The 25,990-nt window shown below is 72.0% G+C and carries 28 protein-coding genes and 1 pseudogene; 8 read left to right on the top strand and 21 right to left on the bottom strand.

What is annotated here, in order from left to right; translation table 11 throughout:
• Nucleotides 1–147 precede the first annotated feature (147 nt).
• The 17 genes from VE614_RS18310 to VE614_RS18230 form a co-directional block, all read right to left on the bottom strand.
• Nucleotides 148–384, bottom strand: coding sequence for a hypothetical protein (locus tag VE614_RS18310; RefSeq protein ID WP_324937810.1), 237 nt, complete (start codon nucleotides 382–384; stop codon nucleotides 148–150).
• A 301-nt stretch (nucleotides 385–685) separates the two neighbouring features.
• Entirely contained in the window at nucleotides 686–2,143 is a 1,458-nt protein-coding gene (locus VE614_RS18305) for a catalase (protein ID WP_324937808.1), read from the bottom strand.
• A 175-nt stretch (nucleotides 2,144–2,318) separates the two neighbouring features.
• Nucleotides 2,319–3,236 carry a 2-hydroxy-3-oxopropionate reductase gene (locus tag VE614_RS18300; RefSeq protein ID WP_324937806.1) on the bottom strand — a complete coding sequence of 306 codons (918 nt, stop codon included), beginning with the start codon at nucleotides 3,234–3,236 and terminating at the stop codon, nucleotides 2,319–2,321.
• 27 nt (nucleotides 3,237–3,263) lie between these two features.
• Nucleotides 3,264–4,103, bottom strand: coding sequence for a TIM barrel protein (locus VE614_RS18295; RefSeq protein WP_324937804.1), 840 nt, complete (start codon nucleotides 4,101–4,103; stop codon nucleotides 3,264–3,266).
• 179 nt (nucleotides 4,104–4,282) lie between these two features.
• The gene (locus VE614_RS18290; protein ID WP_324937802.1) at nucleotides 4,283–5,140 is read right to left on the bottom strand and encodes a hypothetical protein; all 858 of its coding nucleotides are present in this window, start codon (nucleotides 5,138–5,140) and stop codon (nucleotides 4,283–4,285) included.
• Nucleotides 5,141–5,172: 32 nt separating this feature from the next.
• On the bottom strand, nucleotides 5,173–5,691 hold the full coding sequence (locus VE614_RS18285) for a hypothetical protein (protein ID WP_324937800.1): 519 nt from the start codon (nucleotides 5,689–5,691) through the stop codon (nucleotides 5,173–5,175).
• Nucleotides 5,664–6,929: an MlaD family protein gene (locus VE614_RS18280; RefSeq protein ID WP_324937798.1), complete on the bottom strand. Its 1,266-nt coding sequence runs from the start codon at nucleotides 6,927–6,929 to the stop codon at nucleotides 5,664–5,666. Before VE614_RS18280 ends, VE614_RS18285 begins: the two co-directional genes overlap by 28 nt.
• The gene (locus tag VE614_RS18275; protein ID WP_324937796.1) at nucleotides 6,926–8,212 is read right to left on the bottom strand and encodes an MCE family protein; all 1,287 of its coding nucleotides are present in this window, start codon (nucleotides 8,210–8,212) and stop codon (nucleotides 6,926–6,928) included. The genes VE614_RS18280 and VE614_RS18275 overlap by 4 nt, the downstream gene beginning before the upstream one ends.
• Nucleotides 8,209–9,306 (bottom strand): MCE family protein, encoded by a 1,098-nt coding sequence (locus VE614_RS18270; protein WP_324937974.1) that lies wholly within the window; start codon nucleotides 9,304–9,306, stop codon nucleotides 8,209–8,211. The genes VE614_RS18275 and VE614_RS18270 overlap by 4 nt, the downstream gene beginning before the upstream one ends.
• Nucleotides 9,307–9,332: 26 nt before the next feature.
• Complete coding sequence (locus VE614_RS18265; RefSeq protein ID WP_324937794.1) at nucleotides 9,333–10,337, bottom strand: MCE family protein; 1,005 nt, start codon at nucleotides 10,335–10,337, stop codon at nucleotides 9,333–9,335.
• Nucleotides 10,334–11,359, bottom strand: a complete 1,026-nt coding sequence (locus VE614_RS18260; protein ID WP_324937792.1) for an MlaD family protein — start codon at nucleotides 11,357–11,359, stop codon at nucleotides 10,334–10,336. The genes VE614_RS18265 and VE614_RS18260 overlap by 4 nt, the downstream gene beginning before the upstream one ends.
• A complete protein-coding gene (locus VE614_RS18255; RefSeq protein WP_324937790.1) occupies nucleotides 11,356–12,588 on the bottom strand; it encodes an MCE family protein in 1,233 nt (410 codons plus the stop codon). Before VE614_RS18255 ends, VE614_RS18260 begins: the two co-directional genes overlap by 4 nt.
• A 7-nt stretch (nucleotides 12,589–12,595) precedes the next feature.
• A complete protein-coding gene (locus tag VE614_RS18250) occupies nucleotides 12,596–13,399 on the bottom strand; it encodes an ABC transporter permease (RefSeq protein WP_324937789.1) in 804 nt (267 codons plus the stop codon).
• Between the two features lie 6 nt (nucleotides 13,400–13,405).
• Entirely contained in the window at nucleotides 13,406–14,176 is a 771-nt protein-coding gene (locus VE614_RS18245) for an ABC transporter permease (protein WP_324937787.1), read from the bottom strand.
• Entirely contained in the window at nucleotides 14,173–15,105 is a 933-nt protein-coding gene (locus tag VE614_RS18240) for an ABC transporter ATP-binding protein (RefSeq protein ID WP_324937785.1), read from the bottom strand. The genes VE614_RS18245 and VE614_RS18240 overlap by 4 nt, the downstream gene beginning before the upstream one ends.
• Nucleotides 15,106–15,211: 106 nt before the next feature.
• Nucleotides 15,212–16,252, bottom strand: coding sequence for an RNA polymerase sigma factor (locus VE614_RS18235; protein WP_324937783.1), 1,041 nt, complete (start codon nucleotides 16,250–16,252; stop codon nucleotides 15,212–15,214).
• Nucleotides 16,253–16,312: 60 nt separating this feature from the next.
• A complete protein-coding gene (locus VE614_RS18230) occupies nucleotides 16,313–17,368 on the bottom strand; it encodes a lytic transglycosylase domain-containing protein (RefSeq protein ID WP_324937781.1) in 1,056 nt (351 codons plus the stop codon).
• Nucleotides 17,369–17,510: 142 nt separating this feature from the next.
• Between VE614_RS18230 and VE614_RS18225 the strand changes: the two genes are divergently transcribed.
• The 8 genes and pseudogenes from VE614_RS18225 (at nucleotide 17,511) to VE614_RS18190 (ending at nucleotide 23,857) form a co-directional block, all read left to right on the top strand.
• Nucleotides 17,511–17,762 carry a thiamine-binding protein gene (locus VE614_RS18225; RefSeq protein WP_324937779.1) on the top strand — a complete coding sequence of 84 codons (252 nt, stop codon included), beginning with the start codon at nucleotides 17,511–17,513 and terminating at the stop codon, nucleotides 17,760–17,762.
• Nucleotides 17,759–18,127 carry a helix-turn-helix domain-containing protein gene (locus VE614_RS18220; RefSeq protein ID WP_324937777.1) on the top strand — a complete coding sequence of 123 codons (369 nt, stop codon included), beginning with the start codon at nucleotides 17,759–17,761 and terminating at the stop codon, nucleotides 18,125–18,127. Before VE614_RS18225 ends, VE614_RS18220 begins: the two co-directional genes overlap by 4 nt.
• A gap of 194 nt (nucleotides 18,128–18,321) precedes the next feature.
• Nucleotides 18,322–18,834: a 2-oxo-4-hydroxy-4-carboxy-5-ureidoimidazoline decarboxylase gene (gene uraD / locus VE614_RS18215; RefSeq protein ID WP_324937775.1), complete on the top strand. Its 513-nt coding sequence runs from the start codon at nucleotides 18,322–18,324 to the stop codon at nucleotides 18,832–18,834.
• 4 nt (nucleotides 18,835–18,838) lie between these two features.
• Complete coding sequence (gene uraH, locus VE614_RS18210) at nucleotides 18,839–19,234, top strand: hydroxyisourate hydrolase (RefSeq protein WP_324937773.1); 396 nt, start codon at nucleotides 18,839–18,841, stop codon at nucleotides 19,232–19,234.
• 6 nt (nucleotides 19,235–19,240) lie between these two features.
• Nucleotides 19,241–20,164 (top strand): factor-independent urate hydroxylase, encoded by a 924-nt coding sequence (gene pucL, locus VE614_RS18205; protein WP_324937771.1) that lies wholly within the window; start codon nucleotides 19,241–19,243, stop codon nucleotides 20,162–20,164.
• A 64-nt stretch (nucleotides 20,165–20,228) separates the two neighbouring features.
• Nucleotides 20,229–20,558, top strand: a pseudogene (locus VE614_RS18200) (purine permease); the annotation flags it as partial.
• A gap of 228 nt (nucleotides 20,559–20,786) precedes the next feature.
• Nucleotides 20,787–22,172 carry an 8-oxoguanine deaminase gene (locus VE614_RS18195; protein ID WP_324937769.1) on the top strand — a complete coding sequence of 462 codons (1,386 nt, stop codon included), beginning with the start codon at nucleotides 20,787–20,789 and terminating at the stop codon, nucleotides 22,170–22,172.
• A gap of 338 nt (nucleotides 22,173–22,510) precedes the next feature.
• Nucleotides 22,511–23,857, top strand: a complete 1,347-nt coding sequence (locus tag VE614_RS18190) for a nucleobase:cation symporter-2 family protein (RefSeq protein WP_324937972.1) — start codon at nucleotides 22,511–22,513, stop codon at nucleotides 23,855–23,857.
• Nucleotides 23,858–24,037: 180 nt separating this feature from the next.
• Here the strand turns inward: VE614_RS18190 and VE614_RS18185 are convergent, their stop codons facing one another.
• The 4 genes from VE614_RS18185 to VE614_RS18170 all read right to left on the bottom strand — a co-directional run.
• The gene (locus VE614_RS18185) at nucleotides 24,038–24,460 is read right to left on the bottom strand and encodes an acyl-CoA thioesterase (RefSeq protein ID WP_324937970.1); all 423 of its coding nucleotides are present in this window, start codon (nucleotides 24,458–24,460) and stop codon (nucleotides 24,038–24,040) included.
• 73 nt (nucleotides 24,461–24,533) lie between these two features.
• Nucleotides 24,534–25,184 (bottom strand): hypothetical protein, encoded by a 651-nt coding sequence (locus VE614_RS18180; RefSeq protein WP_324937767.1) that lies wholly within the window; start codon nucleotides 25,182–25,184, stop codon nucleotides 24,534–24,536.
• Between the two features lie 47 nt (nucleotides 25,185–25,231).
• The gene (locus tag VE614_RS18175; protein ID WP_324937766.1) at nucleotides 25,232–25,831 is read right to left on the bottom strand and encodes a histidine phosphatase family protein; all 600 of its coding nucleotides are present in this window, start codon (nucleotides 25,829–25,831) and stop codon (nucleotides 25,232–25,234) included.
• Nucleotides 25,832–25,864: 33 nt separating this feature from the next.
• On the bottom strand, nucleotides 25,865–25,990 hold a 126-nt coding region (locus tag VE614_RS18170; RefSeq protein ID WP_324937968.1), incomplete at its 5' end, for a DUF397 domain-containing protein.

Genomic DNA, 25,990 nt, shown 5'->3' with positions numbered 1-25,990 from the left:
CCCCGTGCGGGGCCCGCCGCCCCCGTGCCGGCGGGCCCCGTGACAGCACTGTGCCCGCTCCCGGGGGCCGTTGACGCCTCCCGGGGCGGGTTCAGAGGTTGATTTGAGCATGCCGTAGCGGCCGTACGACCGCTGATGTACGGCCGCTCAGGCCTCGTGGTGCTCCGACAGCCCCGGCCAGTCGTCGGGCCCGCCGCCCTGCCACTCGATGAGGTCGCTCTCCGCCACGTCCGTGACGTACAGGTCGGCCAGCCGCAGGATCTCGCCCACGTCGTCGGCGTGCGTGGCGATGCCCAGCGTCTCGTCGCCCTCGGTGACCCGGCGCGAACCGTCCAGGGCGGGCGGATGGACGACGACGTGCGGATGGTGCGATGCGTGTGCCATGACTTCAGGCTGCTGCGGGCCGCCGCGATCCGCACCCCGGCGGGCGCTGGGAGGGCGCCGGGCACGGGTGAGCGCCGGGTGCGGGACCGTCCGCACCCGGCGCTCGTCCGGGGTGATGCCGGGACCGCGGCGATGCGACGGAGCCGGAAGAACCCTTCCCTCTGGTCGAGAAGGGGATCTCCGGACCTTCACCACCGCACTGGCTCGCACGCGCCGCGGTCCGCACCCTGTCCACGCCCGCCCGTGCCGGACGGCCACCCCTCATCCGGGCCGTCCGGCGGCCGGGCGCGGACAGGGAGTCTCAGTCCTCGCGCAGGGCGCGGACCGCTTCCTCGACGCGCTTGCCGTACTCCGGGTCGGCGGCGTGGAAGTGGGCCAGGTTCTTCTCGATCACGTCGTCGCGGGAGACCTGGGAGAGGCCGCCGGCGATGTTGGCGACGAGCCGGGACTTCTCGTCCGCGCTCATCAGGCGGTACAGCTCGCCCGCCTGGAAGAAGTCGTCGTCCTTGGTGTGCAGCGGCGCCACGTGGGTGCCGGTGTGGCCGTTCACCGCGAGCGGGGCCGACAGCGGGCGGCCGGTCTCGGCCGGGCTGTCGTAGGAGTTCGGCTCGTAGTTCTTGGCGTGGCGGCCCTGGCCGTTGAGGGCCATGAAGCCGTCCCGGCCGTAGTTGTTCGCCTCGGTCGCCTTCGGCGCGTTCACCGGGAGCAGGGTGTGGTTGACGCCCAGGCGGTAGCGCTGCGCGTCGGCGTAGGCGAACAGCCGGCCCTGGAGCATCTTGTCCGGGGACGGGCCGATGCCGGGCACGAAGTTGTTGGGGGAGAACGCGGCCTGCTCGACCTCGGCGAAGACGTTGTCCGGGTTGCGGTCCAGCACCAGGCGGCCCACGCGCTGGAGCGGGTAGTCCTTGTGCGGCCACACCTTGGTCAGGTCGAACGGGTTGAAGCGGTAGTCCGCCGCCTCGGCCGCCGGCATGATCTGCACGTACAGCGTCCAGGACGGGTTCACGCCCCGCTCGATCGCCTGGAGCAGGTCCGTCTGGTGCGAGTTGGCGTCCTTGCCCGCGATCTCCTGGGCCTGCTCGGTGGACAGGCAGCGGATGCCCTGGTTCGTCTTGAAGTGGTACTTGACGAAAAAGGCCTCGCCCTGCTCGTTCGTCCACTGGTAGGTGTGCGAGCCGTAGCCGTTCATGTGGCGGTACGACGCCGGGATGCCGCGGTCGCCCATCAGCCAGGTCACCTGGTGGGTGGCCTCGGGGGAGTGGGCCCAGAAGTCCCAGACGTTGTCCGGCTCCTGCTTGCCGGTGAACGGGTCGCGCTTCTGCGAGTGGATGAAGTCGGGGAACTTGATCGGGTCCTTGATGAAGAACACCGGGGTGTTGTTGCCGACGAGGTCGTAGTTGCCCTCCTCGGTGTAGAACTTCACCGCGAAGCCGCGCGGGTCGCGCACCGCGTCCGCGCCGCCGAGCGAGTCGGCCACGGTGGAGAAGCGCACGAACACCTCGGTGCGCTTGCCGATGCTCTTCAGGAAGTCGGCGTGGGTGTAGCCGGTGACGTCGTCGGTCACCTCGAAGTAGCCGTGGGCGCCGGAGCCGCGGGCGTGCACCACACGCTCCGGGATGCGCTCCCGGTTGAAGCGCGCCAGCTTCTCCAGGAGCTGCTGGTCCTGGATCAGGAGCGGGCCGCCGACGCCGGCGGAGGCGGAGTTCTGGTTGTCGGCGACCGGGGCGCCGGACTCGGTGGTGAGCACGCGCTTCGACATCGTGGACCTTCCGTACGAGGGGCAGCGAAAAACTATTTCCGCTTTGTGGAGCCTAGAAGTGGGCCGATCTGGGCGTCAACAGTTTGTTGAAGTTGGATTCCGGACGGCGCCGCCGCCTGGGCGCGACAGGACAGGTGTCAGCGACGGCGCCGCCCGGGGTCTGTGTGGTGCCGGGTCAGACCTGGGCGCCCGACAGGCGCTCGACGGCCCGCAGCAGGGCCGAGTGGTCCAGGCCGCCGTCGCCCTGGGCGCGCAGCGAGGCGACCAGCTGGGCGACCACGGCACCGACCGGCAGGGCGGCGCCGACGTTGCGGGCGGCGTCGGTGACGATGCCCATGTCCTTGTGGTGCAGGTCGATGCGGAAGCCCGGCTTGAAGTCGCGATGGAGGAAGTTGTCCTTCTTCCGCGTCAGCACGGTCGAGCCGGCGAGGCCGCCGTTGAGGACGTCCAGCGCTGCCTTCAGGTCCACGCCCGACTTCTCCAGGAAGACCACGGCCTCGGCGCACGCCTGGATGTTCACCGCGACGATGAGCTGGTTGGCGGCCTTCACCGTCTGGCCGGAGCCGTGCGAGCCGCACAGCACGATGGTCTTGCCGAGCGCCTCGAGGATCGGCTTGGCGTAGTCGAAGTCGGCCTGCTCGCCGCCGACCATGATGGACAGCACGGCCTCGATGGCACCGGCCTCGCCGCCGGAGACGGGGGCGTCGAGGACGCGGATGCCCTTCTTCTCGGCGTTCTTCGCCAGGTCGACCGAGGTCTGCGGGGTGATCGAGGACATGTCGATCAGCAGAGCGCCGGACTTGGCGTTCTCCAGGATGCCGTCCGGGCCGTAGGCGATCGCCTCGACCTGCGGGGAGGCGGGCACCATCGTGATGACCACGTCGGCGTCGCGGACGGCCTCGGCGATCGAGCCGGCGGCGGTGCCGCCCGCGGCGGCCAGGCGGTCCAGCTTCTCCTTCTCCAGGGTGTAGCCGGTGACGCTGTAACCCGCCTTGATCAGGTTCTCCGACATGGGGGAGCCCATGATGCCGAGGCCGATCCAGGCGATCGCCGGGCGGGTCGGGCGGGAAGAAGCGGAAAGGTCGTTGCTCATGAGGGTGCCTCTTTCAGTGCAAAGTGGTCAGCGGGCGGCGCGGGCCTCGGCGGGCAGCCAGTCGAAGGCCTCCGCGCTGGGGCGGTCGCCCGGCTTGTACTCCAGGCCGACCCAGCCGTCGTAACCGGCCTTCCGCAGCTGGTCGAGCAGCTCCTCCAGCGGGAGGGTGCCGGTGCCGGGGGCGCCGCGGCCGGGGTTGTCGGCGATCTGCACGTGGCCGGTCTTGTCGGCGTACGCGGCGATCACCTGCGGCAGGTCCTCGCCGTTCATCGACAGGTGGTACAGGTCCATCAGGAACCTGGCGTTGCCGAGCCCCGTCGCCTCGTTGACCTTGTCGACGACGCCGACCGCGGCGGGCGCGCTCACCAGCGGGTACAGCGGCGACTCCGGCTGGTTCAGCGCCTCGATCAGCAGGATCGCGCCGATCCGGTCGGCGGCGCGGGCCGCGAGCGTCAGGTTCTCCAGGGCCAGCGCGTCCTGCTCGGCCGGGTCGACGCCCTCCACGCGGTTGCCGTAGAGCGCGTTGAGCGCCTTGCAGCCGAGGGAGGCGGCGAAGCCGGCGGCCACGTCGATGTTGGCGCGGAACCTCTCCGACTCCTCGCCCGGGACCGACAGGGCGCCGCGGTCCGGGCCCGGGAGCTGGCCGGCGTAGAAGTTGAGGCCGGTGAGCTGTACGCCCGCGTCCTCGATCGCCTTCTTCAGCGCGTCCAGCTCGGACTGCTCGGGGGTGGGGGAGTCGATCCAGGGCCACCACAGCTCGACCGCCGTGAAGCCGGCCGCGGCGGCGGCCGCGGGGCGCTCCGGGAGCGGGAGTTCCGTGAAGAGGATCGACAGGTTGACGTTGAAGCGCTGGTCTGCGAATCCCATCGGGGCCGCGCTCCCTTCCTGGCTTGCTGCTCCGCCAGCTATTTCGCATAGCGGAAGTTGATTTCTGCTTAATGGAATACATGGGGAAGACTGCCTGTCGTCGGGGAGGGCTGTCAAGAGCCGGACACGCAAAAAGAGCCCCCGCGCTCATCCGCGCGAGGGCTCTTCAGGGGTGCAGGTCAGAGCGCGTCGACGGCGCTCACCTTCCAGCCGGTGCCGGTCCGGCCCATCGTCATCCGCACCCGGTTCAGGTCCACGCGGGACCCCGTGACCTGGGTGCTCTCGGTGACCTGGTTGACGAAGAGCAGCACCACGACCCGGTCCGGCGCGGCCGACACCACGGAGGCCGCCGGGGCGCCGCCGCCCGGCGGCTGCACGACCGTCGCCTTCACCACGCCCTTGTACTTCGCGGCCGTCGGCCCCACGACCGCCTTCGTCGTCCGGCCGTACTCCGCCCGGAACCCCCCGGTCAGATGGGCGCGGGCACGGGCGAAGTCGCGCTCCAGACGCCGGTGGTCGTACGACAGCACGACCGGCGCGGCCTTCCGCGCCGCCGCCAGAGCCTCCGCGCGCGCCTGCTCGATGACCTGTCCCTGCCGGTACTGCCACCCGAGGACGCCCGCCGCGACCAGAGCCGCCAGCAGGAGCACGGTGAGGGACAGGGTGCCCAGCCTGCGCCCGCGCGCCGGGAGGACGATCTCCTCGTCGTCGGGCCGGGGCTCCGGCGGGTCGTCCCAGCCGTCCGGCGCCTCGACGACGACGGTACGCCCGGAGCGCGGCGTCTTGCCCGACCGGTCCTTCAGCGGCGGCTGGTCCTCCGCCGGCGGCTTGCCCTTCACCCGCCCCGGCTTCCCCGCCGGCCGCCGTTCCTTCGCCGGCCGCTGTGTCTCCGCCCGCCGCGGCTCCTCCTCCGGCCGCTGCTCCCGTTCCGTCCGTTCCGTCCGTTCCGTCCGCTTGGCCGCCGCGCGGACCGCCGCGGTCAGGGTGCGCCGGGCGGGCGTGGCGGGGCCACGGCCCTTGGTCGTCGGGTGTGCCACGGTCGTTCTCCTCACGGGTGGTACGGGCCGGCTCATCCGACGAACTCCACGTCGGACGTCAGCCAGCGGCCCTTCTCCAGGACGAGGTCGAGCTGCAGCCGGTACGTGCGGGCCTCGCCCCTCGGCACGGCGACATTGGTGACCTCGCTGTCCGCGACCACCAGCACCCGCGCCGAGCGCTCGTCGGCGCGGACGATGCCCGCTTCCAGGACCTGCCCCTTCGACACCGACTTGTTCTGCGCCACCAGCCGGGTCAGCTGCTCGGTCTGCGCGGCGAACTGCTCCCTGAAGTCGCCGGTGGCGCCCTTCAGCACGGCGCCGCTGTCGCGGTCGTAGTGCCGGTAGTCGAGCGAGGTGAAGTTCAGCGCCGACTGGCGGGCCGCGGCCAGGATGTCCTGTCGCCGCTGCTCCGTCTGCCGCTGTTCGTACACCTGCACGCTCAGCCAGACGGCCGTCGCGGTCGTGAGGACCGCCGCCGCGGCGAGCGCCGCCGCGCTGTCGAGCAGCGCGCGCACGCGCCGCCTCACGCCATGGGTCCGACGAGCAGCCATTGCCAGGACTCCTTTCCGAACACGGCCTGCTGGCCGCCCGCCGAGCCGATCTCGACGGGCCTTCCGTCCGGCCCCTGGGCGAGACCGGTCTGCGGGTCGTACGCCGAGACGTACTGCGTGTCGTGGGCCCGGTGCGCGCCCGGGGCGTTCTGCGCGCCCCGCACCGAGGTCTCGCTGCCGCGCGGCTCCGCGCAGTGCGCCCCGGTGTTGGCCGGGCGGGTGCCGGTGTCCGCCGGGTCACGGCGACGGGTGTCGTAGCCGCGGGTGCACGGCGGCGGGTCGTCGGCGTTGACCACCATGCCGAAGTGGGTGGTGCCGTCGCCCGGAATGACCGTGTAGCTGCCGGAGACCACCACCGGGAAGGTGACCAGCGCCTGCTCCACCCCGGGCAGCCGGGCCAGGGTGACCTGACCGCCGCTGATCAGGTTCGCGAGCAGCACCGAGAGCCGTGGCCCGGTCGACTTCAGCAGTGAGTCGACCTGCTGCGCGGCCGGGGCGGCGGTGTCGATCAGCTTGCGCAGATCGCCGTCGCTGGCCTTCAACTGCGCGGTCAGCGCGGCCAGATCGCGGGAGAAGGACGCGATCGCCGAGCCCTGGTCGGCCTGGGTCTTGAGGACCGTCCGCGAGTCCTCGATCAGCTGGATCGTCTCCGGCAGTGCCTCGGACGCCGACTCGACCAGCGCGTTGCCCGAGTCCACCAGCCGGCTCAGATGCGGGCCGGTGCCGGCGAACGCCTCGCCCAACTCCTCCACGGTGATCCGCAGATCCTCCTTGCCGACCGAGTTCACCAGCCGGTCCAGGCTCACCACCAGATCCGTGGTGGGCAGCGGCACCCGGGTCCGGGCGCGCGGGATGGTGCCGCCGTCCCGCAGATACGGCCCGCCCGGGCGGCGCGGCTGAAGGTCGACGTACTGCTCGCCGACGGCCGAACGGTTCCCCACGACGGCCAGGGTGTCCGCCGGGATGCGCGGCGCCCCGTCCTCGATCTCCAGGGCCACCGACACCCCGGTGTCCCCGGTCAGCCTCAGAGCGCCCACCCGGCCCACCGGCACCCCGCGATAGGTGACCTCGGCGCCGGTGAAGATGCCGCCGGAGTCGGCGAAGTCGGCCCGCACGGTGTACCCGCGGTCGAGCACCGCGTCCACCAGGCCGGTGTACTCGGCGCCGACGTAGGACACGCCCACCGCGGTCAGGGTGGCGAAGGCGAGCAGCTGGGCCTTGACCGTGCGTGTGATCACGGGAGTATCCCCTTCAGCAGGAGCTCGGCGAGGGCGCGGTCGTAGCCGGCGGGGGCGCCGGACCCGTGGGAGACCGCGGTGCCGGTGCAGACGGGCGGGCACAGCGGGCCGCCGTCGCCGGGCGTGTCCGGCAGGGGAGCGGGCGACGGCACGCCCGGTACGCCGGGCACCTCCGGTACATCGGGTACGCCGGGTACGTCCGGCAGCCCGGGCGGCTCCGGCAGGTCCGGTGGGTCCGGCAGCCCGGGGCCCTGCGGAGGGGCTCCGCCCTCGTCCGGTGCGTCGGTGACGTTGCCGTACAGGCTCGACAGATCGAGATCGGCGGTGACCTTCAGGTTGACGTAGTCGCCCTTGATCGCGTCCACGGCGTTGCGGGGGAACGGGTACGTGGTCAGCAGCTCCAGCGAGTTGGGCAGGTCGGCGCCCGCCTTGTTGAGCTGGGCCAGGATCGGGCGGAGCGCCTTGAGGTTGGCGACCGTGTCCGCGTGCGAGGCCCGTACCACCCTGGTGCCGGTCTTGCCGAGCCGGGACAGCGCCGTGAGCATCTTCGTCAGGTCGCGCCGCTGGTCGGCGAGGACCTTCAGGGCGGGCGGCAGGGTGTCGACGGCGCGGGCGATGGTCTTCTTCTCGTTGCCGAGCCGCTTGGCGAGGCGGTCGATGCCTCTCAGCGCGCGGACGATGTCCTCACGCTGCTCGTCGAGTCCGCCGATGAAGGTGTTCAGCTCCGTCAGCAGCGACTTGACCCGGGTCTCCCGCCCGTCCAGGGCCTTGTTCAGTTCCACGGTGATCGTCTTGAGCTGGGCCACCCCGCCGCCGTTGAGCAGCGCGGACAGGGCGGACAGCACCTCCTCGATCTCCGGGTTGCGGCCGCTGCGGGCCAGCGGGATCCGGTCGCCGTCGCGGAGCTTGCCGGCCGGCGCGGTGTCCACGGGGGCGGACAGCGCCACGTACTTCTCGCCGAGCATGCTGGTCTGCCGCAGTTCGGCGACCGCGTTGCCGGGCAGCTTCACCGAGTCGTCGATGCGCAGCCGCACCCGGGCGTGCCAGCCGGCCAGTTCGACCTTCTCGACGGCGCCCACGGTGACGTGGTCGACCTTCACGGCGGACTGCGGCACCAGGTCGAGGACGTCCCGGAACTCGACGGTGATCCGGTAGGCGTTCCCGTCCGCGGCGGCGCCGCCGGGCAGCGGCACGTCGTACCAGCCGTTGACCTCGCACCCGGACAGCAGCAGCGAACCGGCCGCCGTCCAGACGGCGGCCCTGCGCGTACGTCCCGCGCTCATGCGTCGGCCTCCAGGATTCCGCCCAGCGTGCGGTCGGCCGGGCCGGTCGCGGCCGGGGCGGCGGGCAGCTCGGGCAGCTCGGGCAGGGAGTCGAACAGCCGCTTGAGGTCGGTGCAGTCGGTGCCCTTCTCCCCGGTCGTGCGCAGGATGGAGCACAGCAGCGCGGCCGGATCCTGCGGGTGGTCGGGGTTGTTGCGGGTGTCGAGGGTGCCCGAGGAGGCGTTGTAGGCGTTCTGCAGGTTCGACAGGCCCGTCGGGGCGACCTCCAGCAGCTCCTCCAGGGCGGCGCGCTGGGTGACCAGCACCCGGGTCACCTTGCTGAGGCCCTTCACGTTCGCGGTCAGCGACTTCTTGTTGTTCTTCACGAAGTCCGCCACGTCCCCGAGCGCCGTGCCCAGGTGCTTCAGCGCCAGCGCCAGGTCCTCGCGCTCTCCGGCCAGTTGCTCGGCGACCTTGGCGAGCGTGCTGTTGAACGTCCGCACGCTCTTGTCGTCGGCGGCCAGCGCCGCGGTGAACACCTGGAGGTTGCGCACGGTGCCGAACAGGTCGCCGCGGCCGTCGGAGAGGGTGGTGACCGCCAGCGACAGGTCCTCGACCGTCCGGTGGATGTCCTCGCCCTGGCCCTCCAGGGTGTCGGCGCTCACCCCGAGCAGCCGGGCCAGCGAGCCCTCCTTGTTCGCACCGTCGGGACCGAGCGCCTCCGCGGTGGTGTGCAGGCTGTCGAAGACCCGGTCCAGCTCGACCGGGACGGCCGTGCGCGACTCGGGGATCACGTCCCCGTCCCGCAGTACCGGGCCCTTGCGGTACACCGGCAGCAGCTGCACATAACGGTCGCTGACCACCGAGGAGTTGATGATCGCCGCCTGCGCGCCGGCCGGCACCCGGCGCCCGGCGTCGTACTCCAGCACCACCCGCACCCGCCGCCCCTGCGGCTCGATCTCCACGACCTCCCCGATCCGCACGCCCAGCACCCGGACGTCGGAGCCGGGATAGATGCCGACCGTGCGCGGGAAGTACGCCGTGACCCGGACCGTCTGCGTGCGCGGCCACAGCACCACGGCGGCCGTGGCGGCCACGGCGAGGACGACGGCCAGCACCGCCCACCGTCTGCGGTTCCCGCTCACCGGTCGCCTCCCGTCCGCGGCACCACCGGAGCGGCGACCAGGTTCTGGATGTAGCTGTCGAACCAGCGGCCGTTGCCGAGGGTGTTGCTGAAGACGCGCACATACGGCGCGAGCAGCTTGACGCTGCGGTCCAGGCTCGACTGGTTGCGCTCCAGCATCTCGACCACTTTGTTCAGGCCCTTGAGGGCGGGACCGATCTCCTTGCGGTTGTCCTCGACCAGCCCGGAGAGCTGGATGCCGAGCGCCGCCGAGGTGACGAGCAGCTTGTGGATCGCCGTGCGCCGCTTGCCGATCTCCTCGAACAGCTCGCCGCCGTCCTCGACCAGTGCGGAGAAGTCCTCCGTGCGCGCGGCCAGCACCCCGGTGACGCCCTCGGCGTGGTCGAGCAGTTTCCGCAGCTCCTCGTCCCGGCTCGCCACCGTCCGGGAGATCTTCGACAGTCCCTTGATGGAGGCCCGCACCTCGGCGGGTGAGTCCTCGAAGGTGGCGGAGATGGTGTCCAGGGCCTTCGCCAGCCGCTGCGTGTCGACCTCCTCCGTGGTGGTGGTCAGATCGCTGAACGCCTGCACGACGTCGTACGCCGGGACGGTCCGCCGCAGCGGGATCTCACTGCCGGCCGGCAACTGCCCCGGCCCCTTGGGGTGCAGCGCCAGATACTTCGCGCCGAGGATCGTCTTCACCCGGATCGACGCACCGGTCGCGGTGCCGAACGCGGGCTCGCCCTTCACCTTGAAGACGACCTTGACGTGGTCGCCGTCCAGGTCCACCTCCTCGACCTTGCCGACCTTCACCCCGGCGATCCGCACCTCGTCGCCCGGTTTCAGCCCGCCCGCCTCCGTGAAGGCCGCGCTGTACGTCTCGCCGTCGCCGATCACCGGAAGGCTGTCGGCGTTGAACGCGGCGACCGTCAGCAGCGCGAGGGTGGTCAGGCCGGCGGCACCGACGACGACGGGGTTGCGCTCGCGGAACGGCTTCAGGCGGGGCAGCCGCAGGGTCCTCATCCCGCACACCTCGCCCGCGCCACATGCAGTTCCGGCGTCAGCACCCGCTCGGTCTTCGGCAGCACGATCCGGCCGTCGAAGTCGCAGAGGTAGAAGTTGAACCACGAGCCGTAGGACGCCGTCCCCGTCAGCTCGTTCAGCTTGCCCGGCAGCCGCTTCAGCACGCCCTCCACGGTCTTCTCGTTGTCGTTCAGCGTTCCGGTGAGTTCGGTCAGCCCGGCGATGTCGTCCTTCAGCGGCGGCCGCGCGTCCTCCAGCAGCCCCGAGGTGGCCTCGGTGAGGTTGCCGATGTTCACCAGGGACTCACCGATCGGCTTGCGGTCGGCGGACAGCCCGGAGATCACCCGGCGAAGCTCCCTCAGCAGGCTGGAGAACCGTCCGCCCCGCTTGTCCAGCGTCCCCAGCACGGTGTTGAGGTTGTCGATCACCGAGCCGATCAGCTTGTCCCGCCCGGCGAGCGTGGTGGTGAGGGAGGCGGTGTGCGCGAGCAGGCTGTGCACGGTGCCGCCCTCGCCCTGGAGGGTCTTGACGATCTCGGTGGCGAGCTTGTTGACGTCCTGCGGGCTGAGCGCGGCGAACAGCGGCTTGAAGCCGTTCAGCAGCGCGTTCAGGTCCAGCGCGGGCTCGGTCCGGGACAGCGGGATGGTGCCGCCCGGCCGCAGCCGGGTGCCGTCCCCGGAGCCCTCCGTCAGCGCGATGTACCGCTGCCCGACCAGGTTCCGGTAGCGCACCACCGCGCCCGTGCTGGTGAGCAGCGGCCGCTCGGCGTCCACGGTGAAGGCGACCTCCGCGAGCGTCCGGTCCTTGATCCGGATGTCCTCGACCTCCCCGACCCGCACGCCCGCGACCCGGATGTCGTCGCCCTCCTCCAGTCCCGTGACATCGCTGAACACCGCGCGGTACCGGTGCTCAGGACCCAGGTCGAGATGGACGATGGTGGCGGCCAGCAAGGTGGTGGCCAGGGTCGTCACCACGGCGAAGAGACCGAACTTGATCAGTGGGGCGGCTGTCCTCCCGCTCATGCGTTGCTCACCGCCGTCCCCCGCGCCAGCGGCCCGAACAGCAGCGTGGCCACGGGCGGCACCTCGTCAGCCGGCACGCCGAGGACCGGCGCCACCAGCGAGCCGACCGCCCGCTGCTCGGCCCGGGTGGCGGACACGTCCGGGGGCAGGGCACTGCTCGGACTCCCTTCCTTCGTACCGTCGTTCAGATGGGTGGGCGGCGCCGGCACCGCCGGATGCGGCAGGCCACGGCAGTTCGGCCCGGACCGTTCGCCGTGGACGGGCTCCTCGCCCGGCGTGTACGCGGGGCGATGCCGTACGACTTCGAGGGTGATCCGCATCTTTCCGCCCCGGAACGTCTCCTGCGCCGCGGCGTTCTGCCGGACCAGGCCCTCCAGCAGACACGGGTACTGCGGCGAGTAGCGGGCGAACAGCTGGAGCGTGGGCCGGGAGACCCGCCCGAGGGTGATCAGCCGGTCCCCGTTGGCGTCGAGGAAGTCCTCACCGGTGCCCGCGGCCCGGGCGGTCGAGACGAGGGCGGCGGCCAGCCGTTCCTCCTTCTCGACGATCGTGCGGCTGGTGGTGACCGTGTTGCGCAGGATCGCCAGCAGGTCCGGTGCCGCGTCCGCGTACACCTCGGCGACGTCGGCGAACCGCGCGATGTCCTCCTTCAGCGAGGGCAGATGCGGGTTCAGCCGCCGCAGATAGCCCTCGACGCGGACGAGGTTGTCGCCGATCCGCTCGCCGCGCCCCTCCAGGGCGGTCGCGAACGCCGCGAGGGTGGCGTTGAGCCGGCCCGGCTTCACCGTGCGCAGCAGCGGCAGCAGGTCGTTCATCAACTGCTGCAGCTCCATGCCGACCCGGGTGCGGTCCTGGGTGATCACATCGCCCGCGCGGATCGGCCGGGCGGTGGAACCCCGCGGCACGACCAGGTCGACGTACTTCTCGCCGAACAGCGTCTTCGGCAGCAGCCGCGCGTGCACGTCGGCCGGGATGAGCGGCACGTGCTCCGGCTTCAGCGCGATGCCGAGCGTCGCCTTCGACCCGTCCGCCCGCACCTCGCGCACCTCGCCGACCAGCAGACCGCGCAGCTTCACGTCGGCGCGCGGATCGAGCTGGTTGCCGAGGGAGTCCGCCTCCAGGGTGATCCGTACGACGGGCGTGAACGCCTGCCGGTAGACGGCCACCGACAGCGACAGCAGCAGCGCCAGCACCGCGATGAACACGACGCCGTACACCTTGAGCCTCATGAGTGCCTCACCCCGCGATCCGTACGGTCGTGCCGGCGCCCCAGATCGCCAGGCTGAGGAAGAAGTCCAGGACGTTGATCGCGACGATCGAGGTGCGCACCGCGCGCCCCACCGCGACCCCGACGCCCGCCGGGCCGCCGCTCGCGTAGTAGCCGTAGTAGCAGTGCACCAGGATGATCAGCACCGCGAAGACGATCACCTTGCCGAACGACCAGAGCACGTCGACGGGCGGCAGGTACTGCTGGAAGTAGTGGTCGTAGGTGCCCGCCGACTGCCCGTAGTAGCCGGTGGTGATGGTCCGGGCGGCGAAGTACGAGGAGAGCAGGCCGATCACGTACAGCGGGATCACCGCGAGGAACCCGGCGATCATCCGCGTGGTCACCAGGAACGGCAGCGACGGCACGCCCATGACCTCCAGCGCGTCCGTCTCCTCACTGATCCGCATCGCGCCGAGCTGCGCCGTGAACCCGGCGCCGACCGTCGCCGACAGCGCCAGCCCGGCCACCAGCGGGGCGATCTCACGGGTGTTGAAGTACGCCGACAGGAACGCCACGAAGTTGGAGGTGCCGAGCTGGTTGAGGGCCGCGTAGCCCTGGAGGCCCACCTCGGTGCCGGTGAAGAACGACAGGAAGGCGATCACCCCGACCGTGCCGCCGACCACCGCGAGCGCGCCCCGGCCGAAACTCACCTCGGCGAGCAGCCGCAGCACCTCCTTCTTGTAGCGGCGCAGGGTGCGCCCCGTCCAGGCCAGTGAACGGCCGTAGAAGGAGAGCTGGGCGCCCAGGTCCTCGAGTTGTCGCGACAGAGTCATGTGTCCTCACCCCCGCTGTGGAACGACTTGGAAGTACACGGCCGTGAGGACGAAGTTGGTGACGAACAGCAGCATGAAGGTGATCACCACGGACTGGTTGACGGCATCGCCCACGCCCTTCGGGCCGCCCTGCGCGGTCAGCCCCTTGTAGGAGGCGACGATCGCGGCGATCGCCCCGAACACCAGCGCCTTGATCTCGGCCGCCCACAGGTCGGACAGCTGGGCGAGGGTGGTGAAGGAGGCCAGATAGGCGCCGGGGGTGCCGTTCTGGAGGATGACGTTGAAGAAATAGCCGCCGGCCACCCCGACCACCGACACCAGGCCGTTCAGCAGCACCGCGACCAGCATCGACGCCAGCACCCGCGGCACCACCAGCCGGTGGATCGGGTCGATGCCGAGCACCTGCATCGCGTCGATCTCCTCGCGGATCTTCCGCGCCCCGAGGTCCGCGCAGATCGCCGTGCCGCCCGCGCCCGCGATGAGCAGCGCGGTCACGATCGGCGACGCCTCCCGCAGCACGGCCAGCACCGAGGCGGCACCCGCGAACGACTGGGCGCCCAGCTGCCGGGTCAGGCTGCCGATCTGGAGCGCGATCACCGCGCCGAACGGGATCGACACCAGCGCCGTCGGGAGGATCGTCACACTCGCGACGAACCATGCCTGCTGGATGAACTCCCGCAGCTGGAAGGGCCGTTTGGGGACGGTCCGCAGGATGTCCAGCGCCATCGCGAACAGGTTGCCGGAGTGCCGCAGCGCCCCGGCCGGCGACAGGCTCATGCGCCGGCCACCTCCTCGCGGGCCGGCGCCGCCTCCCGCCGGGCGATCTCCTCCCAGCGCGGCGGCCGGGGAATCCCGCGGCTCGGCAGCAGCCGGGGCGTCAGCGGCGGAACGCCGTTCCCGTCGTCGTCGAGCTGCGCCAGCTCCTGTTCGACCTGCGCCGCGTCCTTCTCCTCCGCCATGCCGATCGGGCCCTGCATCCGGCCGTTCAGGAACTGCCGTACCACGGGCTCGTCGCTGGTCAACAGCTTCTCGCGGGGCCCGAACATCACCAGCTCACGGCGGAACAACAGCCCGATGTTGTCCGGCACCTGGCGGGCCGAGGCGATGTCGTGGGTGACGATCAGGAAGGTCGCGTCGATCTGCGCGTTGAGGTCCACGATCAGCTGGTTGAGATAGGCGACGCGCACCGGATCGAGGCCCGAGTCGGGCTCGTCGAACAGGATGATCTCCGGGTCCAGCACCAGCGCCCGCGCCAGCCCGGCCCGTTTGCGCATGCCGCCGGAGATCTCGCCGGGCAGCTTCTGCTCCGCGCCGAGCAGCCCGACCATGTCCATCTTCTCCAGCACGATCCGCCGGATCTCGCTCTCCGGTTTGCGGGTGTGCTCACGCAACGGGAAGGCGATGTTGTCGTACAGGTTCATCGACCCGAACAGCGCGCCGTCCTGGAACAGCACGCCGAACAGCTTGCGCACCTCGTACAGCTCGTGCTCGCGCAGCCTGGTGATGTCCCGGCCCTGGATGGTGACCGAGCCGCGGTCGGGCCGCAGCAGGCCGACGAGCGTCTTCAGGAAGACGGACTTGCCGGTGCCGGACGGCCCGAGCAGCACGGAGACCTCTCCGGCGGGCAGCGTCAGCGAGACGTCCTGCCAGATGACCTGGTGTCCGAAGGACTTGGTGAGCCCTTCCACACAGATCTCGACACCCATCCGGTCCACCCTTCCGCCGGCCGTGGAGCAGCTTCGACATCTGCTCTACGGCGAGGTGCGGGGCGTCCGTCGCGGCGGACCGAGAATTTTTTCGTGCCGCGATGTCCTACGGGAGGCGGAGCGGCGGTGGGGTCGCGGGCAGCTCGGGCAGCTCGGGGATTCCGGGGAGGCTGGGACGCACCTCGTCCGCGTCGGGGAGGGCGGGCGGCTCCGGGACGTCCGGGAGCCCGGGAACCGGTGCCGCGGGCAGCTGGGGCACGGCGCCCAGGTCCGGCACCCGCACCGGCACCGGCGTCAGCTCCGGCAGGTCCGGCACGGGCGCCGGAAGCGTCCGCGCGGGCGCCGGCCGGGGGCCGCGCGGGGCGGTCGTGGCCGACGGCCCCCCGGCCTGCCGAGGCGCGGGCGCGAGCTTCTCCCCGAACGGGCGCTGCCGGGGCGCGGGCGCCGGCGCCGGGGCCACGGACGTCCGGGGCGCCACCGCCCCCCGCTCGCCGCCGCCCTCCCGCTCGTACGGCAGGACCAGCCCCGCCACCGCGAGCGTGACCGCCGTCGAGGCGACCGCCACGGCCGGCGCGTGCCCGCCCGTGCGTGGCCGGCCCCGCCCCCACAGGAACAGCAGCAGGCCCAGCGTCCCGGCGAGCGAGTTGCGCAGCGTGCGCCGGGCGCGGGCCAGCAGCGACTCGACGGTCCGGTAGCTCAGACCCATCCGGTGGGCGACCTGGCCGACGTCCAGGTCCTCGGACTTCAGCCGCAGCGCCTCCGCCTGCCGGGCGGGCAGCTCCCCGCTGCGCACGGCCAGCCACCTGGCCTCGGCCCGGTCGCAGACGACCTCCTCGACCGGCACCGGGCCCGGACCGACGAGCGTGGGGCTGCGGTGCACCTCGGCCTCCCGGCTGACCTGGCGGTGCCGGTCGACGCACAGCCGCATCGTCACCGTGGTCAGCCAGGCGGCCAGCCGTTCGTCGTCGAGGTCCGGCCGCTCGGCGGCGCGCAGCATGGCCTCGTGCACGGCGTCCTCGGCGTCCTCCGGGCTCATCGACCGGCGGCGGGCCACCCGCAGCAGTTCCTCGCGATGACTCCACATGCGCTGCCAGCGGTCGTGCGCCGCCTGAATCTCCGCCCGCGCGGGCATGTCCGTCGTCGCCATGAGGGCCCCTTCGCGCTCACCCGCCGGACCCGTCTTGGTGCGGTCCGGCGGGCTGCGACATTACCGCCGGGTAGCGGCGGTTGTGGAGGGGGCGGCGGCTATCGAGTCGGCAACGCCTCCGAGCAGCGGGGGAGCCTCCTCCGTGGGCAGCTCGACGGGGGGTCGAGGGGGCGGGGCGACGGGGGCTGCCGGCGCCGATGCGGCGGGGGAGGGCCGTGGGGCGGTCTCGGGGGTCTCGGAGGGCTCGGGCCGCGGTGCCGCCGTGGGCGACGCGGGCCCGGCCGGAGCGGGCCGCGACGGCGCCGGCTTCCGGGCGGACGGGGACGGGGACGGCTCGGGACGGGCGGACCCCGTCGCGTCCGGCACGACCTGGTGATGTCCGCCGAGGAAGTACCCGTACCAGGCCAGCACCGTGCGCAGATAGGCCCGCGAGTGGTTGTAGCCGAGGATCGCCCGCTCCAGGTCGGCCGCCTCGGACAGGTCCCGGCCGCCCGCGCACAGATAGCGGCCGGCGGCGAGCGCGGCGTCGTACACGTTGTGCGGGTCGGCGCGGCCGTCGCCGTTGCCGTCCGCACCCCACCGCGCCCAGGTCGACGGGATGAACTGCATCGGCCCGGCCGCGCGGTCGTAGGCGCGGTCGCCGTCGTAGGCGCCGTCGTCGGTGTCCCGGATCAGGGCGAAGCCGTTGCCGTCCAGGCGCGGGCCGAGGATGGGCGCCCGGGTGGTGCCGTCCGCGGTGACCCGGCCGCCGCGGGCCTGCCCCGACTCGACCTGGCCGATCGCCGCGAGCAGCTCCCAGCGCAGCCCGCAGCCGGGGTCGGTGCGGGCCACCTCCGCCTCGGCCCGGCGGTAGGCGGCGAACACGCTCGCCGGCACTGCGGCGGCCGCGGCCCCGGCCCGGCCCTCGGGCCGCTCCGCCGCCCGCAGCGGCGGCAGGTCGGTGCGGTACGGGGTGTCGCCGGAGACGCTCGGCCCCTGCTCGGCGGGCGCCTGCCGGGCGGGCGGGGCGGCCGCCCGCGCCGCGACCGGTGCCGGTGCCTGCGAGGCGGTCAGCGCGGCCATCGCCGCCACCGCCGCCGCCGTGCCTCTCGCCGCCCTGACTCTGTGTCCTGCCACGTCGTGATCCCCTCCCGTAGGCATCCGTCATCTGCTCTACGGGGCGGACCGGCGGGTCCGTCGCGCGGATCCGGCGCCGTGCGGCCACCCCGAAATCCCGGGGGACTGCCCGAATGTCCGTGGCGCGCGTTAGGTTGAGCCCGTGCGACTGCGAGTGGAATTCACAACCGAGCCCTTCGATCTCGACGAGGCTCCCGCGCACGCGGTGGTGGCGCGTGAGGTCATCGAGGCCGCCGAGCTGGACGAGGTGGACGTCGGCCCGTTCGGCAACACCGCGGAGGGCGCCGCCGACCAGGTGCTCGGCGCCGTGGACGCCCTGCTGCGCAGGACCCTGCAGGCCGGCGCGACCCGGGTCTCGCTCCAGGTCAACGTGGTGGGGGAGGGCGACCGGTGACCGGTGCGGGCGAGGAGCCCTTCATCACGGCCGTGAAGCCGCTGGTCGACGCCATGGGCGGCGAGATGGTGCCGCCCGGCGAGGCCGGCCCCGACGACGTCGTGCTCGCCTGGGAGGGCGCCGACGTGGTCGCCGTACGGCTGCCGCAGCTGGCGGACTCGCTCGATCACATCCTGGCCGCCATGGAGCGCAAGCGGGGCAAGCCGCTGGCCGACCTGGACCGCCGGGCCAAGCAGGAGATCGTACGGACGCTGGAGGCGCGCGGCGCCTTCGCCGTACGGCACGGTGTGGAGACCGTGGCGGGCGCGCTCGGCGTCAGCCGCTTCACCGTCTACAACTACCTGAACCGCGAGAAGGAAGGCTGAGCCGTCCCGACGCGGGTGGTCCGAAGGCCGCCGTCCCCGTCCGGGGCGGCGGCTTTCCGGCATCCCACCGCCATCCGCCGTCCGTCCGCTTCGACACCCCGAATTTTCAACAAAGTGTTGACGTGCTGTTTCGGAGGGCGTTAGCTATCCGCAGCCCGTTCAGCACGAAGGCCGACACGGCCACGGAGGCTCCCGTGACTTCCACTTCCACGCCGCCGGGTCTGGCCCGGTTCAACGACCTGGAGGAGCCCGCGGCCTTCGCCGCACTCCATGAGGCGTGTGCCTCCACGGCATGGGTGAAGCGGCTGCTCGCCGCCCGGCCCTACGCCTCGGCCGAGGACCTCTACACGGCCGGCGACGCCGCGATGGCCGAGCTGACCGCCGAGGACCTCGCGGAAGCGATGGCCGGGCACCCGCCGATCGGCCGACCCGAGCCCGGCGACCCGACCTCCGCGCGCGAGCAGCGCGGCATGGCCGGCGCCTCCGAGGAACTCAAGGCGGAGATGCTCGAACTGAACCTGGCCTACCAGGAGAAGTTCGGCCATGTCTTCCTGATCTGCGCCACCGGCAGGACCGGCGAGCAGATGCGGGACGCGGTCAAGGAGCGGATCGGCAACACGCCGGAGCGGGAGCGGGAGATCGTCCGCACGGAACTGGGGAAGATCAACCGCATCCGACTGGCCCGACTCGTCGAAGAGGACGCCTGACACCATGAGCACCAGCAGCACCGCCTCCGTGTCCACGCACATCCTGGACACCTCCGTCGGCCGCCCCGCCGAGGGCGTCGCCGTCCACCTCTCCGCCCGCGGCGGCAGAGGCGCGGACTGGCAGGCGCTCGGCGGCTCCGCGACCGACGCCGACGGCCGGTGCAAGGACCTCCCGGCCCTGCCGGAGGGGACGACCCACGTACGGCTCGACTTCGCCGTCGAGTCGTATTTCGAGAAGAAGCAAGCCGATGCGCAGCAGGACGCCCCCGCGAATCGGGACAGCGGTGCCGCGGTGTTCTTCCCGGAGGTGGCGATCACGTTCGCCGTCGTACCGGGCGAGCACTACCACGTGCCGCTGCTGCTCAACCCGTTCGGCTACTCCGTTTACCGAGGGAGCTAGCAGACAATGCCCACGATCCTGGGACAGAACCAGTACGGCAAGGCCGAGAACCGAGTCGTAAAGATCACGCGGGACGGCGCAACCCACCACATCAAGGACCTGAACGTCTCCGTGGCGCTGAGCGGCGACATGGACGACGTGCACTACTCCGGCTCGAACGCCAACTGCCTGCCGACCGACACCACCAAGAACACGGTGTACGCGTTCGCCAAGGAGTACGGCATCGAGTCCGCCGAGCAGTTCGGCATCCACCTCGCCCGGCACTTCGTCACCAGCCAGCAGCCCATCCACCGGGCGCGGATCCGCATCGAGGAGTACGCCTGGGAGCGGATCGAGACCTCCGACGCCAACAGCAAGTTCATCGGCGCCGACGAGGTCAAGCACTCCTTCGTGCGCAAGGGCCAGGAGACCCGCCTCACCCAGATCACCTTCGACGGTGAGAACTGGGAAGTCATCTCCGGTCTGAAGGACCTGATCGTGATGAACTCGACCAACTCCGAGTTCTGGGGCTATGTCAAGGACAAGTACACGACCCTCCAGGAGGCGTACGACCGCATCCTGGCCACCCAGGTCTCCGGCCGCTGGCGGTTCAACTGGACCGACGACGAGCAGAAGATGCCCCACTGGGAGAAGTCGTACGAGCAGGTCAAGAAGCACATGCTCCAGGCCTTCGCCGAGACCTACTCCCTCTCGCTGCAGCAGACGCTGTACCAGATGGGCGCGCGGATCATCAACAACCGCAGCGAGATCGACGAGGTCCGCTTCTCCCTCCCGAACAAGCACCACTTCCTGGTGGACCTGGAGCCGTTCGGGCTGAAGAACGACAACGAGGTGTACTTCGCCGCGGACCGCCCCTACGGCCTGATCGAGGCCACCATCCTGCGGGACGGCTGCGAGGCCCGTATCCCGGTCGACATGACCAACCTCTGACGCGGGACGCGCGCCCCCGGTCCCGCCACCCGGGCCGGGGGCCCGCGACACCGGAGGGAACACCATGGCACAGCCTGCAAGGGAGCCGGTGAAAGGCTCCTGTTCCACCCCGCCGGCACACACCGAGGACGCCGTCACGTCCGTGCACCCGGTGGACGAGAAGCTCCACCCCTCGCGGCTCGTCCCCGCCAGGTACGCGGGCGTGGCCACTCCTCCGCTCATCGCGGGCGTCGCGACCATCCTCCGGACCATCGGCGTCAAGAACGCCGTCGGCAACCGGCTGCCCTTCGTCAACGCCGCCTCCTCGGCCGGCATCGCCCCGATCCTCGCCATCGCCGAGACCAACGACCCCGGGCGCCAACTCCCCGCCGTCCACGGCGCGCCGGTCGCCGCGCTGCCCGCCCCGTTCGCCTCCGGCGCGCCCGGGTTCCAGCCCGCGGCGATCCTGTCGCACATCAGCGCCGGCGCGCTCGTCGCGGTCACCCTCAACCTCTTCTTCCACCATCTCGGCACCCGGGGGCGGCAACCGGCTCCGGCACTCAAATCCTCCTAGGGTCCTGCCGTGCCCTCCCCGTGGACACCCCCGCCGTCCACGGCCGACACCGAGAGACAAGGAAGAACCATGGCACCACCGGCAGCCCAGCGCGTCGTCATCGAGAACTGCGCGATCGCGACCGTGGACGCGGGCGACACCGAGTACGCCTCCGGGCACCTCGTCCTCACCGGCAACCGGATCGAGTCGGTCGGCGCGGGCAAGGCCCCCGAGGGGCTGGAGAACGTGGCGCGCCGGATCGACGCGAGCGGCCACCTCGCCACGCCCGGTCTGGTCAACACCCACCACCACTTCTACCAGTGGCTCACCCGGGGCCTGGCCACCGACCACAACCTGTTCGACTGGCTGGTCGCGCTGTACCCGACCTGGGCGCGCATCGACGAGCGGATGACGTACGCCGCCGCGCAGGGCTCCCTCGCCATGATGGCCCGCGGCGGTGTCACCACCGCCATGGACCACCACTACGTCTTCCCGCGCGGCTGCGGCGACCTGTCCGGCTCGATCATCCGGGCCGCCGCCGAGACGGGCGTCCGCTTCACACTGGCCCGCGGCTCGATGGACCGCGGCGAGAAGGACGGGGGACTGCCGCCGGACTTCGCCGTCGAGACGCTGGAGGGTGCGCTCGCCGCCACCGAGGAGACCGTCAGGGAGCACCACGACGCCTCCTTCGACGCGATGACCCAGGTGGCGGTCGCCCCGTGCTCGCCGTTCTCCGTCTCCACCGAACTCATGCGGGAGGGGGCCGAGCTGGCGCGCCGCCTCGGGGTGCGACTGCACACCCACGGGTCGGAGACGGTGGAGGAGGAGAAGTTCTGCCACGAGCTGTTCGGGATGGGCCCCACGGACTACTTCGAGTCCACCGGCTGGCTCGGCGAGGACGTGTGGATGGCGCACTGCGTCCACATGACCGACTCCGACATCGCCGCCTTCGCCCGCACCCGGACCGGTGTGGCCCACTGCCCGTCGTCCAACGCCCGCCTCGCCGCCGGCATCGCCCGCGTCCCCGACCTGCTGAAGGCGGGTGTCCCGGTCGGCCTGGGCGTCGACGGCACCGCCTCCAACGAGTCCGGTGAACTCCACACCGAGCTGCGCAACGCCCTGCTGATCAACCGCCTCGGCGCGCACCGAGAGGCCGCGCTGAACGCCCGCCAGGCGCTGCGCCTCGGCACCTACGGCGGCGCACAGGTCCTCGGCCGGGCCGAGCAGATCGGCTCCCTGGAGCCGGGCAAGCTGGCCGACGTGGTGCTGTGGAGGATGGACACGCTCGCCCACGCCTCCATCGCCGACCCCGTGACCGCCCTGGTCTTCGGTGCGGCGGCCCCGGTCACCGCCTCCTTCGTGAACGGCCGGCAGATCGTCGAACACGGTCGCCTGGTCGCCGTCGACGAGGACGCCATCGCCCGCTCCACCCGCGAGGAGGCCCAGCGCCTGGCGCGCATCGCCGCACAGGGCTGATTCCCAGAACTCCCGGCCGAGAGGGACGGCTCCCGGCCGGGACCCGTGGATCCGAGCGGGATCCACGGCAGCCGTCTCCGGGGCGCGCGCGACCGCACGCGCCCCGGAACGGCCGACCGCACACCGTCCCCAGCGCCACCCCCCCAACGGTCCCGCACGACCAACGCAACGCACCACCTCCCTGTACCCGCGTCAGAGCCGACGTGTAACCGACCGGAGGAGCCGCCGTGGCCGCTCAGCCCGATGCCGTACCGCCCATATCCGACAAGGGGCATGCCGAGGACCCCGGCGCCCGTTCCACCGTCCATCCCGTGGACGAGAAGCTCCCGCCCCTGAAGATGGCGACGACCGGCCTCCAGCACGTGGCCGCCATGTACGCGGGAGTCGTCGCCCCGCCCCTGATCGTCGGCGCGGCCATCGGCCTGTCCGGCACCGAACTCACCTTCCTCACCGGCGCCTGCCTCTTCACCGCGGGCCTCGCCACCTTCCTGCAGACCCTGGGCATCTGGAAGATCGGCGCCCGGCTGCCCTTCGTCAACGGCGTCACCTTCGCCGGTGTCGCCCCCATGACCGCGATCGTCGCCTCCACCGACGACAAGTCCGACGCGCTGCCGGTCATCTTCGGCGCGGTCATCGTCGCCGGTGTGCTCGGTTTCTTCGCCTCGCCCTTCTTCAGCAAGGCGGTCCGCTTCTTCCCGCCGGTCGTCACCGGCACCGTGATCACCCTGATCGGCATCTCGCTGCTCCCGGTCGCCTTCGGCTGGGCACAGGGGTCCAGTCCCACCGCGGACGACTTCGGCTCCGCCACCAACCTGGGCCTGGCCGGGGTCACGCTGCTGATCGTGCTGCTGCTGCGCCGTTTCACCCACGGCTTCGTCAAGCAGATCGCCGTACTGCTCGGCCTGGTCGCCGGCACGCTCATCGCGATCCCGCTCGGCGTGACCGACTTCAGCCCCGTCGCGGACGCGGACATCGTCGGCTTCCCGACGCCGTTCCACTTCGGCGCCCCGCAGTTCCAGCTCGCCGCGATCCTGTCCATGTGCGTCGTGATGGTCGTGTCGATGACCGAGTCGACCGCCGACATGCTCGCCCTCGGTGAGATCGTCGACCGCCCGGCGGACGAGAAGACCATCGCGGCCGGTCTGCGCGCCGACACTCTCGGCTCGGCGATCAGCCCCCTGTTCAACGGCTTCATGTGCAGCGCCTTCGCGCAGAACATCGGCCTGGTCGCGATGACCCGGATCCGCAGCCGGTTCGTCGTCGCCGCCGGCGGTGGCTTCCTGGTGCTGATGGGCCTGTGCCCGATCGCCGCCTCGCTCATCGCCGTCGTCCCCCGCCCGGTGCTCGGCGGCGCGGGCGTGGTGCTGTTCGGCTCGGTCGCCGCGAGCGGCATCCAGACCCTGGTGCGGGCCGGTCTGGAGCGGGACAACAACGTCCTCATCGTGGCGGTCTCACTGGCCGTCGGCATCATCCCGATCACCGCGCCGGAGTTCTACCACGCCTTCCCCGAGACGGCGAAGATCGTCCTCGACTCCGGTATCTCCACCGGCTGTGTCGCGGCGGTCCTGCTGAACTTCGTCTTCAACCACCTGGGCAAGGGCCGCGACGACCAGGACGTGACCCACCCGATGGAAGCGGGAGAGGAGATCACCGGGGCGGCCCACCGGGCCCCGGCCACGTCATGAGGCCGGCGGACGACCCCGCCTGTTCCATCGGGCTCCGGCCCGCTCGCCGCCGGTGCCTCGGGGCGAAGTCGTCGCCCCCGGGGCGCGGTTGGGAAGCCGCCGATCCGGGGCGGCGGGCGCACGGGCTGGGACTGCCGCGTCGTACCGCATGACGGACGGCTTCCCGGACGGGCCGGTCGGTCAGAGGCCGAACAGGGCGGGCTCGGCGGCCAGTTCCTTGAAGCGCTCGCGGGGGTCGGGGAGCAGCCGGCGGGCGTTCAGGTCCAGCAGCCCGCCGACCGCCTCGACCTCTGCGGCGACCGTGCCGTCGGCCTTGACGATGCTCTGCCGGATCCGGAACGTCTTGCCCTCGCCCCACTCGAACTCGCAGGTCACCTCGACCTCGTCGCCCGCGAGCAGCTCCCGCCGGTACCGGATGGTCGTCTCCAGGGCCACCGGGCCCACGCCCTTGGCCTGGAGGTCGGCCTGCCGGATGCCGGCCGCGTGGAGCAGGGACCAGCGGGCGTGCTCCGCGTAGTTGAGGTAGACGGCCTGGTTCAGGTGGCCCTGGGTGTCGGTCTCGTACCCGCGGACGGTCACCGGCACGGAATACGGCTTGCTCACCATGTCCCCTTGTGTGATCGACTTTTGTTCGACTGATCCTGGCATGTCCGCCGTCCCTCCCGTCCTCGGTCCCTCAGACGCGCCGCGGTGAGGCCAGCAGATACCGCGCCCTGGTCCGCGGGTCCGTGTGCTCGCCGGTCTGCCAGCCCGCCCGTTCCAGGGTGACCGCGCAGGCGTGCAGCGTCCCGGTGTCCGGCGCGTGCACGGCGACGGCGTCCGGCTGCGGGGTGGCGCGCACCCGGTACCCCGGCGTGTCCGGGCCCTCGGGCGGGTGCCCGGCGGCCTCCAGGGCGAGCGCGGCGGCCCGCACCAGATGGCTCCGCTCCCAGCCGCACGGCCGGTCCGCGGAGCCGTCCGGGTTGGTCATCCGGCGCAGCTCCAGCAGCCCCTGCCAGGCGCTGTGCACCTCGCGCGTCCGCGCGGGCCCGCTGTCCGGGGCCTCCTCCTCCCCGCCGACCCGGGCCGCGAACACCCCGGTGCCGTTCCCGGTGCCGTCCCCGGAGGCCGCGGGCCGCGGCGGCGGGGGAGGCGCCGTGGGCCCGGCCTCCCGCAGCCGGTGTCCGGCCGGGGTGAGGAAGTGGTCGTGCGGCGGGCGCGGATGCCGGAAGGCGAGCCCGCGCCGCACCAGCGCGGCGAGCTGCGCCTCGGTCCCGCGCAGCCGTCCGGTCACCGGATCGGCGGCGTCGATCACCCGCCGCTGGGCGGCGGTGGGCGGTCGGGTCACGGCGTGCTCCTTCCCGGCGCTGGGTCACTGCCCCACCGCTTCGAAGGCTACGACGGGGGTCTGACATTCCACCCGGCGATCACCGGCCGCCCGTGCTCGGTGCCCAGTCGGCACAGCGTCCCCGTGGCCAGCTGGAAGAGCGCGCCGTCCGCCGGGGGCAGCCCCAGCCGCCGTGCGGTCAGCACCCGCAGGAAGTGCCCGTGCGCGACGAGCACCACACTCCCCTCGGTGTCGGCGAGCGCCGCGTCGGCCTTGGCCAGCACCCGGTCCGCCCGCTCCCCGACCTGCTCGGGCGTCTCCCCGGGGCGGTCCGGCGGGCCCGGCGCGACCCCGTCCCGGAACAGGAACCAGCCGGGCCGCTCCCGCTGGATCTCCACGGTGGTGACGCCCTCGTAGGCCCCGTAGTCCCACTCCCGCAGATCCGCGTCCACCCGCACGTCGTGCAGGCCGATGAGCTGCGCGGTCTCCCGGGCCCGCTGGAGCGGGCTGACGAACGCGGCCCCGATCCGGTGCGACCGCACCAGCGGCACCAGCCGCCGCGCCTCCTCCCGCCCGCGCTCGGTCAGCGGAACGTCGGTCAGCCCGGTGTGCCGCCTGGACCGCGACCACTCGGTCTCACCGTGCCGCACGAGAAGGAGATCACCCATGCGGCCAGGTTACGGGCCTCAGCACGTCGCGGCTCAGTGGCCGGAGGCGTACGAGACGAAGGCGGCCCACGGTTCCGTCCCGAACGCGAGCCGGGGTCCCTGCTCGTTCTTGGAGTCCCGTACGTGGATGGTGTCGGGGGTGGAGGCGACCTCGACGCA

Origin of the sequence: Streptomyces sp. (assembly GCF_035645055.1) — a bacterium.
Taxonomy (GTDB): Bacteria; Actinomycetota; Actinomycetes; order Streptomycetales; family Streptomycetaceae; genus Streptomyces.
This window is presented reverse-complemented; position numbering and strand designations above follow the sequence as displayed.

Excerpts from the sequence above, each read along its gene's own strand:
- VE614_RS18310 (WP_324937810.1), bottom strand. The coding sequence starts at position 384 with ATGGCACACGCATCGCACCATCCGCACGTCGTCGTCCATCCGCCCGCC.
- VE614_RS18305 (WP_324937808.1), bottom strand. The coding sequence starts at position 2,143 with ATGTCGAAGCGCGTGCTCACCACCGAGTCCGGCGCCCCGGTCGCCGAC.
- VE614_RS18300 (WP_324937806.1), bottom strand. The coding sequence starts at position 3,236 with ATGAGCAACGACCTTTCCGCTTCTTCCCGCCCGACCCGCCCGGCGATC.
- VE614_RS18295 (WP_324937804.1), bottom strand. The coding sequence starts at position 4,103 with ATGGGATTCGCAGACCAGCGCTTCAACGTCAACCTGTCGATCCTCTTC.
- VE614_RS18285 (WP_324937800.1), bottom strand. The coding sequence starts at position 5,691 with ATGGCTGCTCGTCGGACCCATGGCGTGAGGCGGCGCGTGCGCGCGCTG.
- VE614_RS18275 (WP_324937796.1), bottom strand. The coding sequence starts at position 8,212 with ATGAGCGCGGGACGTACGCGCAGGGCCGCCGTCTGGACGGCGGCCGGT.
- VE614_RS18265 (WP_324937794.1), bottom strand. The coding sequence starts at position 10,337 with ATGAGGACCCTGCGGCTGCCCCGCCTGAAGCCGTTCCGCGAGCGCAAC.
- VE614_RS18260 (WP_324937792.1), bottom strand. The coding sequence starts at position 11,359 with ATGAGCGGGAGGACAGCCGCCCCACTGATCAAGTTCGGTCTCTTCGCC.
- VE614_RS18255 (WP_324937790.1), bottom strand. The coding sequence starts at position 12,588 with ATGAGGCTCAAGGTGTACGGCGTCGTGTTCATCGCGGTGCTGGCGCTG.
- VE614_RS18250 (WP_324937789.1), bottom strand. The coding sequence starts at position 13,399 with ATGACTCTGTCGCGACAACTCGAGGACCTGGGCGCCCAGCTCTCCTTC.
- VE614_RS18245 (WP_324937787.1), bottom strand. The coding sequence starts at position 14,176 with ATGAGCCTGTCGCCGGCCGGGGCGCTGCGGCACTCCGGCAACCTGTTC.
- VE614_RS18240 (WP_324937785.1), bottom strand. The coding sequence starts at position 15,105 with ATGGGTGTCGAGATCTGTGTGGAAGGGCTCACCAAGTCCTTCGGACAC.
- VE614_RS18235 (WP_324937783.1), bottom strand. The coding sequence starts at position 16,252 with ATGGCGACGACGGACATGCCCGCGCGGGCGGAGATTCAGGCGGCGCAC.
- uraH (WP_324937773.1), top strand. The coding sequence starts at position 18,839 with ATGAGCACCAGCAGCACCGCCTCCGTGTCCACGCACATCCTGGACACC.
- pucL (WP_324937771.1), top strand. The coding sequence starts at position 19,241 with ATGCCCACGATCCTGGGACAGAACCAGTACGGCAAGGCCGAGAACCGA.
- VE614_RS18195 (WP_324937769.1), top strand. The coding sequence starts at position 20,787 with ATGGCACCACCGGCAGCCCAGCGCGTCGTCATCGAGAACTGCGCGATC.
- VE614_RS18190 (WP_324937972.1), top strand. The coding sequence starts at position 22,511 with ATGGCGACGACCGGCCTCCAGCACGTGGCCGCCATGTACGCGGGAGTC.
- VE614_RS18175 (WP_324937766.1), bottom strand. The coding sequence starts at position 25,831 with ATGGGTGATCTCCTTCTCGTGCGGCACGGTGAGACCGAGTGGTCGCGG.